General features: G+C 48.8%; 13 protein-coding genes. 10 read left to right on the top strand and 3 right to left on the bottom strand.

The window, feature by feature from the left end:
* The first annotated feature begins 32 nt into the window (after positions 1-32).
* The 5 genes from ABXS70_RS03365 (at position 33) to ABXS70_RS03385 (ending at position 6,167) form a co-directional block, all read left to right on the top strand.
* On the top strand, positions 33-1,844 hold the full coding sequence (locus ABXS70_RS03365) for an ABC transporter ATP-binding protein (RefSeq protein WP_342552479.1): 1,812 nt from the start codon (positions 33-35) through the stop codon (positions 1,842-1,844).
* Between the two features lie 191 nt (positions 1,845-2,035).
* Positions 2,036-2,698, top strand: coding sequence for a TetR/AcrR family transcriptional regulator (locus tag ABXS70_RS03370; RefSeq protein WP_342552478.1), 663 nt, complete (start codon positions 2,036-2,038; stop codon positions 2,696-2,698).
* A gap of 110 nt (positions 2,699-2,808) precedes the next feature.
* Complete coding sequence (locus tag ABXS70_RS03375) at positions 2,809-3,618, top strand: DUF4097 family beta strand repeat-containing protein (protein ID WP_366296527.1); 810 nt, start codon at positions 2,809-2,811, stop codon at positions 3,616-3,618.
* Positions 3,619-3,631: 13 nt separating this feature from the next.
* Positions 3,632-3,802: a hypothetical protein gene (locus ABXS70_RS03380; RefSeq protein WP_342552476.1), complete on the top strand. Its 171-nt coding sequence runs from the start codon at positions 3,632-3,634 to the stop codon at positions 3,800-3,802.
* Between the two features lie 184 nt (positions 3,803-3,986).
* A complete protein-coding gene (locus ABXS70_RS03385; RefSeq protein ID WP_366293845.1) occupies positions 3,987-6,167 on the top strand; it encodes a UvrD-helicase domain-containing protein in 2,181 nt (726 codons plus the stop codon).
* Between the two features lie 174 nt (positions 6,168-6,341).
* On the opposite strand, the gene ABXS70_RS03390 is transcribed toward ABXS70_RS03385, so the two are convergent.
* Both ABXS70_RS03390 and ABXS70_RS03395 read right to left on the bottom strand, forming a co-directional pair.
* The gene (locus ABXS70_RS03390; protein ID WP_366293848.1) at positions 6,342-7,292 is read right to left on the bottom strand and encodes an EamA family transporter; all 951 of its coding nucleotides are present in this window, start codon (positions 7,290-7,292) and stop codon (positions 6,342-6,344) included.
* Positions 7,289-8,032, bottom strand: a complete 744-nt coding sequence (locus ABXS70_RS03395; RefSeq protein WP_366293851.1) for an SDR family NAD(P)-dependent oxidoreductase — start codon at positions 8,030-8,032, stop codon at positions 7,289-7,291. Before ABXS70_RS03395 ends, ABXS70_RS03390 begins: the two co-directional genes overlap by 4 nt.
* Positions 8,033-8,249: 217 nt before the next feature.
* Between ABXS70_RS03395 and ABXS70_RS03400 the strand changes: the two genes are divergently transcribed.
* The 4 genes from ABXS70_RS03400 (at position 8,250) to crcB (ending at position 11,300) form a co-directional block, all read left to right on the top strand.
* A complete protein-coding gene (locus ABXS70_RS03400; RefSeq protein ID WP_342552472.1) occupies positions 8,250-9,131 on the top strand; it encodes a LysR family transcriptional regulator in 882 nt (293 codons plus the stop codon).
* Positions 9,132-9,192: 61 nt separating this feature from the next.
* Complete coding sequence (locus ABXS70_RS03405; RefSeq protein WP_342552471.1) at positions 9,193-10,500, top strand: replication-associated recombination protein A; 1,308 nt, start codon at positions 9,193-9,195, stop codon at positions 10,498-10,500.
* A gap of 42 nt (positions 10,501-10,542) precedes the next feature.
* Complete coding sequence (locus tag ABXS70_RS03410; RefSeq protein WP_342552470.1) at positions 10,543-10,944, top strand: CrcB family protein; 402 nt, start codon at positions 10,543-10,545, stop codon at positions 10,942-10,944.
* Positions 10,941-11,300, top strand: a complete 360-nt coding sequence (crcB, locus tag ABXS70_RS03415) for a fluoride efflux transporter CrcB (RefSeq protein ID WP_342552469.1) — start codon at positions 10,941-10,943, stop codon at positions 11,298-11,300. The genes ABXS70_RS03410 and crcB overlap by 4 nt, the downstream gene beginning before the upstream one ends.
* Positions 11,301-11,442: 142 nt before the next feature.
* Here the strand turns inward: crcB and mnmA are convergent, their stop codons facing one another.
* Positions 11,443-12,567: a tRNA 2-thiouridine(34) synthase MnmA gene (gene mnmA, locus ABXS70_RS03420; protein ID WP_342552468.1), complete on the bottom strand. Its 1,125-nt coding sequence runs from the start codon at positions 12,565-12,567 to the stop codon at positions 11,443-11,445.
* 353 nt (positions 12,568-12,920) lie between these two features.
* On the opposite strand from mnmA, the gene ABXS70_RS03425 reads away from it, so the two are divergent.
* Positions 12,921-13,340, top strand: coding sequence for an Rrf2 family transcriptional regulator (locus ABXS70_RS03425; protein WP_342552467.1), 420 nt, complete (start codon positions 12,921-12,923; stop codon positions 13,338-13,340).
* Positions 13,341-13,388: the final 48 nt, after the last annotated feature.

The following is a 13,388-nucleotide window of genomic DNA, read 5'->3' on the forward strand; positions in this document are numbered from 1 at the left end:
TACGAAAAGATCGAGAACGGGAGGAATGGGGAATGGAAGAACAGATGTTAGAGTCTAATGAGCCAAAAGTAGGGAAAAAGGGGTTTAAGGATTTTGTTAAACTGATTGCCTCCACGAACCCGCCAAAACTGATCCTGATCCTGGCTCTCATTCTGACGTTGATTCAAACGACGGCAGGGTTGATTGTGCCTTTGATGACCAAAGGTTTGATTGACGGGCTGACCGCTTCTGCATTGAACAAATCTGTTATTTGGCTGCTGCTTGGTGCTTTTGTTATTCAAGCGATCGCTTCCGGTATCAGCATCTATATGCTGAATTATGCGGGACAGCGTGTCGTGGCGACCCTTCGCACGAAGCTGTGGAATAAAGTGTTATCCCTGCGCATGCCTTATTTTGACCGTAATCGCACAGGGGATACGATGAGCCGGATCACCAATGATACAAGCCAGATTATGACGCTGATTGCAGATTATCTCGTATCATTTGTCTCTAACATTGTGGCGGTGGTTGGCGGTGTAGCACTGCTCTTTTATCTGGACTGGGTGATGTCACTCATCATTCTGAGCTTGGTACCGCTGACGATGCTGATTCTGCTGCCAGTGGGCAGAAAAATGTACAAAATCTCCAAGAGGCAGCAGGACGAAATGGCCGGGCTTACATCTGTGCTTAGTCAGGTGATCAGTGAAATTCGTCTGGTTAAAGCATATGGAACCGAAAAGCAGGAAGCGGAGGCGGGCGATTCACGCATTCGTAAAATGTTTGCTTTTGGATTACAGGAAGCGCGTATTCTCGCGTTGATCGGACCGTTATTTTCCTTTGTTATGACGGCTGTATTGGTTGTAATTCTTGGTGTCGGAGGTATGCGCGTTGCTTCCGGTCTATTATCACCGGGGGAGTTGGTTGCGTTCATTCTGCTGCTGTTCCAGGTCATTATGCCGATGGGGCAGTTTACAACTCTGTATTCACGTTTGCAAAAAGTAGTCGGTGCCACCGAGCGCATTCAATCGATACTGGCAGAAGAGGAAGAACCCGATCACAGCACGAAGCCGGCTCCACAAGGGAATGAGACGATTGCATTTCACAATGTACATTTCTCTTATGTCACAGGGGAAGAGGTTCTTCACGGGATCAATTTAACGGTTCCTACGCGCAAAGTGACGGCTATTGTTGGTCCAAGCGGCAGCGGCAAATCCACGCTGTTCTCGCTGATGGAACAATTTTATCTTCCCGATTCGGGTCACATTTCGTATGGAGGGCAGGACATAGCGGAGTATTCGCTGTCCTCATGGCGTAACAAGATCGGTTATGTATCACAGGAAAGTCCGTTGATGGCCGGTACGATTAAAGATAACATTACTTATGGTTTAAATCGGGAAGTGACAATGGATGAAATCAGGAAAGCTGCTGAAATGGCATATTCCGCTGATTTCATTAACAAGCTGCCGCAAGGCTATGACACGGAAGTAGGTGAGCGAGGCATCAAGCTATCCGGCGGACAGCGCCAGCGAATCGCCATCGCTCGTGCACTGCTGCGCAGCCCTGACATTCTGATGCTGGATGAAGCAACCTCTAGTCTGGACAGTACCTCGGAACACGAAGTACAGCAGGCGTTGTCCAACCTGATGGAAGGCAGAACGACCATTGTTATTGCACATCGATTATCGACGGTTGTGGATTCTGACCAAATTGTTGTGCTGGAGCATGGGCATGTTACCGGAACGGGGACTCACACCGAGCTGATCAGCACTCATCCGGTATACCGCGAGCTGGCGCAAAAGCAGTTCGTTGCACAGGACGGAGAAGACGTCTCGGTCACTCATCATAACATACAAGACGAATCATAATTATTTGCTCTCTTACGCTTATAAAACATAATTGTTGTAACTTGATGTGTGGAAGGGTTTCAGTCATTGCCTGTACGGGGAATGAGCTGAAACCCTTTTTATCTCCTTTCAAATCCCTCATATTGACAGTAAGACCATCCTATTCTATATTATAGATACCGACCGTTGGTATGTAAAAGGGGGTTCAAATCATGGCTAGGAACAAATATCCCGAGCAGACACTGGATCAGATATTAACCGTTTCAGCACAGATGTTTACCCAAAAGGGATACGAGAAGACCAGCATTCAGGACATTATCAATGAGTTAGGCATGTCTAAGGGTGCAGTATATCATCACTTCAAGTCTAAAGAGGATATTCTCAGTGCAGTCATGGAGAAGGAGCTTGGGCGGGCTGAAGAGATGTTTATGGAATTGATTCAAAATACATACGCTCCAAATGCAAAGCAGAAACTCATCAGCATATTGGAAAATATTGTTGTTGATCCTGGTATTCAATCGAACTCGATGGATCAGGTTCTGAGCACTCAGATCAAGAATCCGCAGTTTGTTCTTGGTGGAATCCAAAAAGGAGTTCTGAAGGATGCTCGCATGATTGCTGAACTGATGGAGCAGGGCATTGAGGACGGATCTATTTCCGCTGCATATCCGCTGGAGTGTGCTGAAATTTTCATGCTGCTCGTCAATATCTGGGTTAATCCACTTCTCTTTGGACGTGATCAGGCACAGACAACGGAAAGACTCCGGTTTTTGCAGCATATGATGCGTCTCCTAGGGGCAGATATCGTAAGTGATGAGCTTATTCAACGTATTATCAATAGGCACGCCAGTACAGGAAGTTACGTGGATAATTAACCATGCTGCTGTTCAACGGATTTTCAGGGGAGCAGCTTCGTTTTACTTATGATTTCATCGGATCTGCATGCCGGCTTTTTGGTGATGACCTAATGTCAGGGAGGGAAATGATGTTAAAGCACAGTGAACTCAGCCTCTGTAAAACGCTTGATGTGGACCAGCCCATAAATGATATTGATTTGGATTGGCTGTCGGGGGGGATCCGATTGCTTCCGAGTACTGATGAGATGATACATGTCATGCAGTATGCCAATAAGCATTATTCAGAGCGTAAGCTTATGCAGACCGGTATTAATGGGGATCGATTATGTATCACTGATGGACGAAAAAGGAGAGGTTTCATCGGATTGAATATCGGTCGGACGCTCTTGGAGCTGCACATCCCTCGGCGTGTCTTAACCTCTCTTCAAGTAAAATCAACAGGCGGACAGATGGAGATACATGAGATTCTGGCCAGCCGCTGTCAATGCAAAATCATTTCTGGCAGCATCGTGATGTCTGGAAAAATGGAGGAACTTGAGGTATATGCAGCGGCTTCACAGATTGTTGGAAGGCATCTAAAGGCAGACACACTTATGCTGCACTCCAATTCATCGAAGGTCAAAATCTCGGGAGAATTCCGGCATGTGGAATCCAAGACCACCGGGAGAGGGCTTTATATGGATTGTCTTCGGATTCCAGATTATCTTGGTTCTATATCGACGGGAATGAAAGCCGTAGTGTCGATCCCGGATCATGAAGGTTTTGAAGTCCATCTTCAGGAGAGAGCCGGCACGTTAAAAAGTGATTTTGAACTGACACCTCTGCATGGGAAGGTGGGATGTTTCTCATACAAAAACGGAAAGAAGCAGTTTCAAATTGAAATTCGTGGGGGAAGTTTTCATCTGAAGCAAAGCAGCGGAACAGTCCATCGATACTGAAGGAGGCACGCAAATGGCAGGCTGGATTGTAGGTATAACCTTTTCCATCATCATACTGATCATTGGAATCTATGGTGTAATCAACAGCAGACACAGGCGTGTGAGCACCAAGTGGGCGTGGTGGTTCGTTTTGTTCGGATGCTGCGCACTTGTCAGTGCTGTGATTAATTATCAATTCAGATGACAAGGGTTGACGATGTAGAGACGAATAAGTCGAAGTCAATGGCATATCAAGAAGTGAAATGAGGTCCGGATCATAAACCGGGTGTGGCTTTCGGGTTCCCTATGTGATATATTGGATATCCTTTTGTATTGCACGATCTACAGCGATGCAGAGCAAACATATATTCTTAGGAGGTAACTGAAACATGTCAGACAGCTTTCAAAGTGCCTATCAAGAAGAAGAGTACAGGTTAGAGCGAACGATGGAGGAAGTGGACCGCCAGCTGGAACGGCTGCGGAATTTCCCGGTGTATACCGGCCATGACTTCACGGAACAAGTGCTGGAAGCCGGGCGCGAAGAACGCCGGAATGCCTTGTCCAAGAGCGCGCAGCAGCCCTATTTCGGACGCTTGGATTTTGAAGAGCAGGGCAGTGGTGAACGGAAACCGCTGTATATTGGCAAAATCGGCGTAGACCGCGAAGAGGTCGGTGAGCATCCACTTGTCATCGATTGGCGTGCTCCCGTTGCGAGCCTGTTTTACTCTTTTACGGGAGGCGAGGCCTCCGCGACGTATGAAGCCCCCGAAGGGCTGATTGAAGGTCTGGTGTACTTGAAACGAAATGTGGTGATTCGTCAGCGCATATTGGAGCGAGTTGCAGATACCTATAATCGGGACAGTGACCAGCCCGCCGTATCGGATGAATTCCTCGTGTACCGCCTTGGCGAGAACAAAGACAACAAGCTGCGGGATATCGTATCCACGATACAGGCCGAGCAGGATCAGATCATTCGTGCGGCGAGAAACACCGCGTTAATCATTCAGGGGGTCGCCGGATCGGGAAAAACAACGGTTGCCCTGCATCGCCTTGCCTTTTTGCTGTATCAGTATAAGGAGCAGGTATCGGCCGAGAAAATGGTCATTTTTGCACCCAACCATATGTTCCTCGATTATATCTCGGATGTGCTGCCGGAACTGGGCGTAGGGGATATTCAGCAGCAGACATTCCCGGATTGGGCTATGAACCTGCTGGGGCTGGATATGCCGCTTGCAGATGCGTCAGAAACGCTGCACACGTGGTTTGAAACTCCCGCTGCACGGCCTGAACTGAATGATGATGTTCCAGGACGTTACAAAGGATCAATCCGTTTCATGGAGCTGATTCGTGAGTGGTTATCGGGGATGGAAGAAGCGTCTGTGCCGGATCTTGATTTTAGTCCATGGGACGGTGCTGTGCTCAGTAAAATGGAGATCGAGAACTGGTTTGGTACAGAGTACAAACACTATCCGCTGGCCAAACGCAAAGAGCGGGTGATGGCACGTATTCACCGCTGGATTGAGATGGAACTGAAAAAACCGATGCCGGAAGCGCTGCGTAAAGAACGTAAGAAGAAGGCTGCCACCCGGGAGAAGGCCTATGCCAAAAAGTGGCCTGAGTATGATCCGCTGATGCTGTATAAACAGCTGTTCAAAGCGGTGAAAGGCGGGGCGGTACCTGCTTCGTTAGCTAATCTCATTCCCAAACCGATCATGAAACAAACGGGTGCTGATCTGAAACAGGATATCATTCGAGAGGAAGATCTTCCTGCACTCGTATATATCCATACGCTGGTTCATGACATTGATGGATCAGAACGTTTTGATCATGTTGTCATAGACGAGGCACAGGATTTCTCTCCATTTCATGTTGCGCTGCTGGATCACTTTGTGAAAGGGCATTCCTTCACCATTTTGGGAGACTTGTCTCAAGGTATTCATGAGTATCGCGGCGTTCATACATGGGAAGAGATGAGCTCGCTTTTTCCGAAAGAGCAGCAGGCATACTTTGCTTTGACCCGAAGTTACCGTTCCACGATGGAAATTATCGATTATGCCAATACCATTCTGGAGCAGGGTGTGAAGAGCGGGATTACGGCCATTCCGGTGTTTCGGAGTGGTGATCCGGTGCGTACGCTTATGTATGGAAGGGAAGGGAGAACGGGCAGTTTGGAGCGAGCACTGAAGCTGCTTACCTCTAAAGACTACCGGACAGTCTCGATCTTGACGCGAACTCTGCATGAAGCCGAGGAGCTTCATCGTGAGCTGCAGACTGCGGGCTGGGATTTAAACCTGATCGATGGCGGCAAAAAGCAGTACAGCGGCGGACATTCCATTTTGCCCGTATATCTGTCGAAAGGGCTTGAATTTGATGCTGCTGTTGTAGCTGATGTTGATCCGTATCATTATTTGCCTGGCTCGGGCGATGCGAAACTGCTTTACGTCGGCTGTACACGTGCGCTCCATGAATTGTGGTTATTCCATGATGGAAGTATGCCGGTGTATGCAGCGGCAGCGCATAATCCAGAGGGAGAACAGATTACAACCCAAGGTTGGCCGGACGAGGCATAAGTCTGCCCTATAACTCGATTTGAACCTGCCAAGTACGAGCGCAGACAAACGGACGATTACTATTATAGGGAGAAATGATCCATTATTGCTTCCCTTCATGTATATATGGAAAGGCATGACGTTTAGGGCTGTCCCTATACGTCATGCCCTTTTTGTGTTAAGAACAGGATCGGGCTAGACTTGATCATGATCCGAAACCCCAGGGAGTGACGCGGCTTGTTTCTTCCGTGCTGGACGGCGGTTTACCATATAAATGCCTGTGCCAATCATTAAGCCTCCTGCTCCGGTAAACCAGTAGACCTGCTCTCCGAGCAGAATCCAGCTTGAAAGCACACCGAAGAATGGTGCGAGAAACAAATAGGAACTGGTCTGGGCGGGATCACTATGCTGTAATAGATAAAACCAGAGGGAGAACTGTAACATGGAGCAGGCAAATGTCAGCCACAGTAAAGACACAACGGAAACTGCGGTTATTGTAAAATGAGGCCGTTCCGTCCACAGACTGAGCAGAAGCAGTGCTGCGCCTCCAGCAAGCATCTGATAAGCCGTCAGCACAAATGGTTCAAAATCATTACCCCAGCGCTTAATAAGCAGTGTAGACACGGCAAAAGATATCGCGCCCCCGAAACCGATCCAGGTTCCGGGTGTGAGGCTCATATGCCATCCAAAAGTGAGCAGGATACCTGCAAAACCTAAAGTTACACCAATCCACTGGCTTAAACGATAGCTCAGACCGTATAGAACTGCACTGAGAACAATAACGATCAGCGGATTCGTAAATGTAAGGATGGCCGATTCACTGGATGAAATCCAGTTCATACTGTAATAGGCACAGCCCATCACCCCAGCAGATTGAAACAATCCAATGAGAATAATGCGGCTCCAAGCCTGCCATCTTTTTGGTAAAGGACGCTTACGCAGTAATAGGGCCATCAACCCTCCTGCCAGGATGTAGCGCAGTCCCATGAGAAGGAATGGAGGTGCATACGCCATACCTATCCTGCCTACAGGAAAAGAAGTACCCATAATGAGCGTCGTTAAAATAACCAATAAGGCAGCTTTAGCTGGAGTTAAAGCAGTGGAGGCGCTTGTTTTTGGTGCAGTGCTGCCAATCGCCTCGCTCATAATGTCTGCCCGCCATCGACAGTAATAAGCTGCCCTGTCATGGATTGCTGCTCAAGAGCAGCACAGATCATGTGAGCGATGTCCTCTGGCGAAGCGATGCGCTGCAGCAGTAATTGTCCGCCAAGTTGGTGCATCCGCTCTTCATTGCCGGCCCACCAGCGCGTTGCAGCGGCTCCGGGAATGATGGCATTAACCCGAATATGAGGAGAGAGTGCATGAGCCAGTGATAACGTCAAGCCGTGAACTGCAGCTTTGGATACAGCATACGGAAGCGATGAACCGGAACCTGTACTGCCTGCAATGCTGCCTAGGTTCACAATGGCCCCGCCTCCAGCCTGCACGATCCCTTCTTTTACAGCACGAGCGGAGTGAAACATGCCTTTCACATTAACATCAATGAGTTCATTCCAGACATCATCGGTGACCGAATCCAAATCATGTAAAGGAATGTGATAGGTCATTCCGGCGTTATTGACCAGATCCGTAATGGGGCCATACATTTCGGTTACCGCGGCGACCATTCGGCGTACCTCTCCATCACTGGCAATATTCGCCTGAATAGAACATGCCTGCCCGCCTAGTGCGAGTATGTGCCGAACGGTTTCTTCTGCGGCCTGCTGTGAGCGGGAGTAATTCAGGATCACCTTTGCTCCTCGTTCAGCAAGCTGTATACCTGCAGCCCGGCCTATGCCTGTGCCCCCACCTGTTATTAAAACAATCCTGTTTGTCCAGTATCTCATGCTGTACACTCCTTCTTTGTATTAACTTTTGGAGATCGGTGATTGGAGATTATATCCTGTAATGATCATGTGTGGTCTGATATGCAGGTAACAGGGATTAAGTCTCAATGAAATAAGCGCAATAAATCTAATGTCATTGTAGTCGCTTTTGTATATGGCGTATAATGATTACTAATGAACTGGACATCATTTTGAGTGATGTCAGAGTGGAGGCGTGATGGAAAGCGGGGATCTTCGAATATTTCAATGTGTTGCCCGGGAAGGGAATCTGACGAGAGCTGCAGCGAGGCTCGGGTACGTTCAATCCAACGTTACGGCACGCATACGGCATTTGGAGGCTGAGGTGAATACGCCCTTGTTCATCCGGCATAATCGGGGAATGACACTTTCTCCGGCGGGAGAGATGCTGCTGGCTTATGCCGATAAGATTATTGGTCTGCTGAATGATGCTTCCAGGGCACTTCAGGCTGCCAATACGCCATCCGGCCCTTTGCAGATTGGGTCTATACAGACAGCTGCCGCGGTGAGGCTGCCGCGTTTGCTTGCGAAATACTACAGCCAGTACCCGGATGTTGCGCTGGCGCTGGCATCAGGTCATTCACAGATGCTTATTGATCAGGTCATCGGGTATGAATTGGAAGGAGCATTTATCGGCTGCGCCTGTGACCATCCCGATATTAAATCTGTGGATGTATTCGATGAGGAACTATTTATTGTCTCGGCTCCAGTCCTGTCAGCGGATGAACTGGAACGAAAGCCGATTTTAGTGTATAGTCTGGGCTGCTCTTATCGTAAAATTCTGGAGGACTGGATGCTTCTAAGAGGTGTTCATCGCCCAGTCATTTTGGAGTTCGGGACATTGGAGGCGATTATCAGCGGCGTGACCTCGGGCATGGGGATTTCGCTGCTGCCTGAAATCGTCATTCATCAGCAGGTCGAAAACGGTCTGCTCCGCAAACATTCTCTTCCTCCCGGAATGAACCGTATGATGACACGGTTTATTACACGTAAGGATGTGTTTGTCAGCAGTGCGCTTGGGGCTTTTATGGAAATGCTCCCGCAGGAATGTGGTATGATAGGGAATGGAGATTTAATTTAAAATCTCCATTAATGTTATAACTGAGCAGAGATCGGTAATCCGTTAAGGAAGTGAACTATACATGGATTTATTTTCGTTTCAACAGGATACACAGCCGCAAGCCAGACTGCTGGCAGACCGTATGAGGCCTGAGCATCTGGATGAATATATCGGACAAGAACATATTATTGGACCCGGGAAGCTGCTTCGCCGAGCCATTGAGGCTGACCAGATCTCATCCATTCTGCTGTATGGCCCCCCGGGATGCGGCAAGACAACCTTAGCCCACATTATCTCTCAGCACACGCAGGGACAGTTTGTGCGGCTTAACGCCGTGGATGCCTCGGTTAAAGACGTACGCGAAGTGATTGAGCAGGCACAGACGAACAAACAGCTGTACGGCACCAAAACGATTCTGTTCCTTGACGAGGTACATCGTTTTAACAGCTCACGCCAAGATGCGCTGCTGCCCGCGGTAGAGAAGGGCACCATTATTTTCATCGGGGCGACAACAGAGAACCCTTTTCATTATGTAAATGGAGCCTTAATGAGCCGTTCTACTCTGTTCCAGCTTGAGTCGCTGACCAAGGAGCATTCACTGGTTGCCATGCGCAGAGCGCTAAGCGATGCGGATAAAGGGCTTGGTTTTATGGAGCTGCGAGCAGACGATGAAGCTTTGGAACACATTGCAGCAATGGCCAACGGCGATATTCGCCGCGCTTTGAACGCACTGGAGCTGGCTGCGCTCACTACACCGCCTGAGCAGGATGGAACGATTCACGTCACGCTGGCTGTTGCGGAAGAGTCCATTCGCCGTCCCATCGTAAAGGCAGACGAGTCCACGCAGTATGATGTCTTGTCTGCTTTTCACAAAAGCATCCGTGGTTCAAGCGATGCAGCGCTGTTCTGGTTTCTGTATGCGGTCGAGAAGCTCGGCATGGACCCGATGACGTTCATTCGCCGCCTGATTGCAGCAAGCAGTGAGGATATTGGACTAGCGAATCCGCAGGCGATGACTCAGGCGATCGGTGCGCTTGATGCGTATCGGAATAACGGCTGGCCTGAAGCCAAGCTGAACATTGCGCAGGCTATTTTGTTTGCGGTGGAAAGTCCGAAATCCAATGCGGTGTATACGGCCATTTCCAAGGCAATGAGTGCAATAGACGAGGTCAAATCGGCTGAAGTGCCGCTGCATCTGAGGGATACACATTATTCGGGAGCTGCCAAGCTGGGACATGAGGGATATCAGTACCCTCATAACTATCCCGGACATTATGTGAAGCAGGAGTATTTGCCCAAACAGCTGTCCCGCAGAGTCTTCTATGAAGCCACAGAGCAGGGGAATGAATCAAAGATCAGGTTGAATCAGCAGCGGCGAAGAGAGCTGTAGCCGCACTTGGATTCTCAAGCCTGAAGCAGGAGATGGACACAGATGAAAGAGTTCGTATATATTGGAGCTGGCGGTTTTCTGGGCACATTAACCCGTTATACCATCCAGCTTCTGATCCCCTCGGCCAATACAGGTTTTCCATGGGCAGTGCTGCTGATCAATGCGATCGGCAGCCTGTTTTTAGGTTGGTTCTTTACCATTGCCATTCCCGAAAAAGTAACACCGCAGCTTCGTCTTGCCATCGGTACAGGCTTTACCGGAGCCTTCACCACCTTCTCCACATTCACACTGGATATCGTTCGTTTATCAGAGGGCGGAGAATGGCTGAAAGCTGCAGCGTATCTCCTTTTTAGTGTGGCAGCCGGACTGCTGCTCTGTGCCTTCGGCATCAAGCTTGGAAACCGAATGCTCGCTGTCTCTCCAAAAGGGAGTGATACCCGATGATCGTGTGGATCGGAGCAGCCGGCGTATTAGGTGCGCTTGTTCGTTACAGTCTGGGGAAGGCCGTCTCCGGCAAACTGGGGACTTCGTTTCCTTGGGGCACCTGGATCATTAATGTCAGCGGTTCTCTTCTGCTTGGCATGCTGTATGGTGCGCATCAGGCCGCGATGCTGTCAGACTTCACGTGGATCGTGTGGGGAACCGGCTTCTGCGGAGCGTATACCACCTTCTCCACCTTTGGCTACGAAACCTTAACGTTAATGGGGCAGCGGCGATACGGCAGAGCAATTCTTTACGTGGTGAGTTCTGTTGTGGTGGGTGTGTTAGGTTGTATGACAGGTGTTTGGCTTACTGCATAATTGAAATATTTAAATTTTTTTGTGAAAAAAGCAGGAAAAAAGCCTTCCTTCATGGTAATACATGAAAGACGGCTTTTTTTGTAGGAATACATGGAATTGGCTCCATCACCGTCTGAGCGAAGGATACAAGCCCGAAGTACTTTTACTGCATTGCCGGTACAGGTACTTTCTGCACCTGATCAATCGTACCACCGCCGAGGCAGACCTCTCCATCATAAAAAACAACGGCTTGTCCCGGTGTGATCGCTTTTTGCTGCTGATCAAACTGTACATCTACGCTGCCGTCTTCCTGCCAAGTCAACGTAACGCCTTGATCCGGTTGACGATAACGGAATTTGGCTGTGCAGCGGAAAGGTTCTTTCGGTGTATGCTGCGCACCTGCAATCCAGTTGACACCTGCTGCTGTCAGACCTGTGGAGTACAAGCTGGCGTGAGCATCGCCCTGCACGACAAGCAATTGGTTTTTCTCCAAGTTTTTGTCAGCGACAAACCAAGGCTCGCCGCTGCCGGAACCGCCAATGCCAAGTCCTTGACGTTGACCAAGGGTGTAGTACATCAGACCGTCATGACGGCCTTTGACCTCACCTGTCACAATATCAACCATGTCTCCGCCTTTGGCTGGCAGATAGCCGCTCAGGAACTCTTTGAAGTTGCGTTCGCCGATAAAACATACACCTGTGCTGTCTTTTTTCTTAGCCGTATACAGACCGGCAGCTTCAGCAATTTTACGAACTTCCGGTTTGGGCAGATGACCAATCGGGAACATTGCTTTGGAGAGCTGCTTTTGATTAAGAGCATTCAGGAAATACGTTTGGTCTTTATTGTTATCTACACCGCGCAGCAGCTTAAATGTTCCATCCTCTTCAATGAGGCGTGCATAGTGGCCTGTAGCTACATAATCTGCGCCGAGATCCAGCGCTTTGTTCAGAAATTCACCAAATTTGATCTCACGGTTACACATGACATCCGGGTTCGGCGTGCGACCCGACTTATATTCATCAAGGAAATAGGTAAATACTTTATCGAAGTATTCTTTCTCGAAGTTGACAGTGTAGTACGGAATGCCGATCTGTTCGCACACCCGGCGCACATCCTCTGAATCTTCTTCAGCAGTGCAGTGGCCGAACTCGTCTGTATCATCCCAGTTTTTCATGAAAATGCCGATGACATCGTAACCCTGCTCTTTCAGAAGCAGTGCGGTAACGGATGAATCCACACCTCCGGACATGCCAACGACGACCCGTGTGTTTTCATTAGCTTTGGACATCGTTATCACCATTTCTATATATAAATGTGTTTCGTTACTATTCTAGCATAACCCGAACGAACTTACGATACACCCGGCCAATTTTGGATAGTGTCCACTCCAGGCGTACATTTCGGGATATCGTCAATCTTTCTTTTCCATAACACATGCAGATATGTTAACATTACTTGAGGGTTATGATCGGAATACGGAGGATTAGAAGGTTGAGACCTGTTCTCCCTGAAGTTCGCCTGGCGGAATCACGGAATTAACGGTCATGAACCACTTTGAGAAATACCATAAAGAACAGCGATGCGAACAATAAACCATGATGTTCCGCCTTGTTTTTTTGAAAATTGAAAGAGGTGACTCCTTTGAAAATATCGACAAAAGGCCGTTACGGCCTCACAATCATGATGGAGCTGGCTGCCAGAACCGGCGAAGGCCCCACATCACTGAAAAGCATTGCCGAGCGCAACCAGCTCTCGGAGCATTATTTGGAGCAGTTGATTGCACCGCTGCGCAATGCCGGATTGGTCAAGAGCATCCGCGGTGCATATGGCGGTTACATTCTGGCCGGAGACCCTGCAGCAGTAACGGCAGGGGATGTTATTCGTGTACTGGAGGGACCCATTTCACCAGTAGACTTTACCGAGGAAGATGATCCCGCGAAGCGTGATCTGTGGCTGCGCATCCGTGACGGCATTGCGGAAGTGCTGGATTCGACAACGCTGAAAGACCTGATTACATTTGAAGATCAGGAGAAGAAAGATAGTTATATGTTCTACATTTAGGAAGAAATTAGATGATCATCCAGAGGACACACTAAAGCCCCCATATTG

The organism is Paenibacillus sp. AN1007 (assembly GCF_040702995.1).
Lineage (GTDB): Bacteria > Bacillota > Bacilli > Paenibacillales > Paenibacillaceae > Paenibacillus.

Bases quoted from the DNA above. Each gene is read 5' to 3' on its own strand.
- mnmA (WP_342552468.1), bottom strand. From the start codon at position 12,567: ATGTCCAAAGCTAATGAAAACACACGGGTCGTCGTTGGCATGTCCGGA.
- ABXS70_RS03410 (WP_342552470.1), top strand. From the start codon at position 10,543: ATGAAAGAGTTCGTATATATTGGAGCTGGCGGTTTTCTGGGCACATTA.
- ABXS70_RS03385 (WP_366293845.1), top strand. From the start codon at position 3,987: ATGTCAGACAGCTTTCAAAGTGCCTATCAAGAAGAAGAGTACAGGTTA.
- crcB (WP_342552469.1), top strand. From the start codon at position 10,941: ATGATCGTGTGGATCGGAGCAGCCGGCGTATTAGGTGCGCTTGTTCGT.
- ABXS70_RS03400 (WP_342552472.1), top strand. From the start codon at position 8,250: ATGGAAAGCGGGGATCTTCGAATATTTCAATGTGTTGCCCGGGAAGGG.
- ABXS70_RS03380 (WP_342552476.1), top strand. From the start codon at position 3,632: ATGGCAGGCTGGATTGTAGGTATAACCTTTTCCATCATCATACTGATC.
- ABXS70_RS03390 (WP_366293848.1), bottom strand. From the start codon at position 7,292: ATGAGCGAGGCGATTGGCAGCACTGCACCAAAAACAAGCGCCTCCACT.
- ABXS70_RS03405 (WP_342552471.1), top strand. From the start codon at position 9,193: ATGGATTTATTTTCGTTTCAACAGGATACACAGCCGCAAGCCAGACTG.
- ABXS70_RS03395 (WP_366293851.1), bottom strand. From the start codon at position 8,032: ATGAGATACTGGACAAACAGGATTGTTTTAATAACAGGTGGGGGCACA.
- ABXS70_RS03370 (WP_342552478.1), top strand. From the start codon at position 2,036: ATGGCTAGGAACAAATATCCCGAGCAGACACTGGATCAGATATTAACC.
- ABXS70_RS03375 (WP_366296527.1), top strand. From the start codon at position 2,809: ATGTTAAAGCACAGTGAACTCAGCCTCTGTAAAACGCTTGATGTGGAC.
- ABXS70_RS03365 (WP_342552479.1), top strand. From the start codon at position 33: ATGGAAGAACAGATGTTAGAGTCTAATGAGCCAAAAGTAGGGAAAAAG.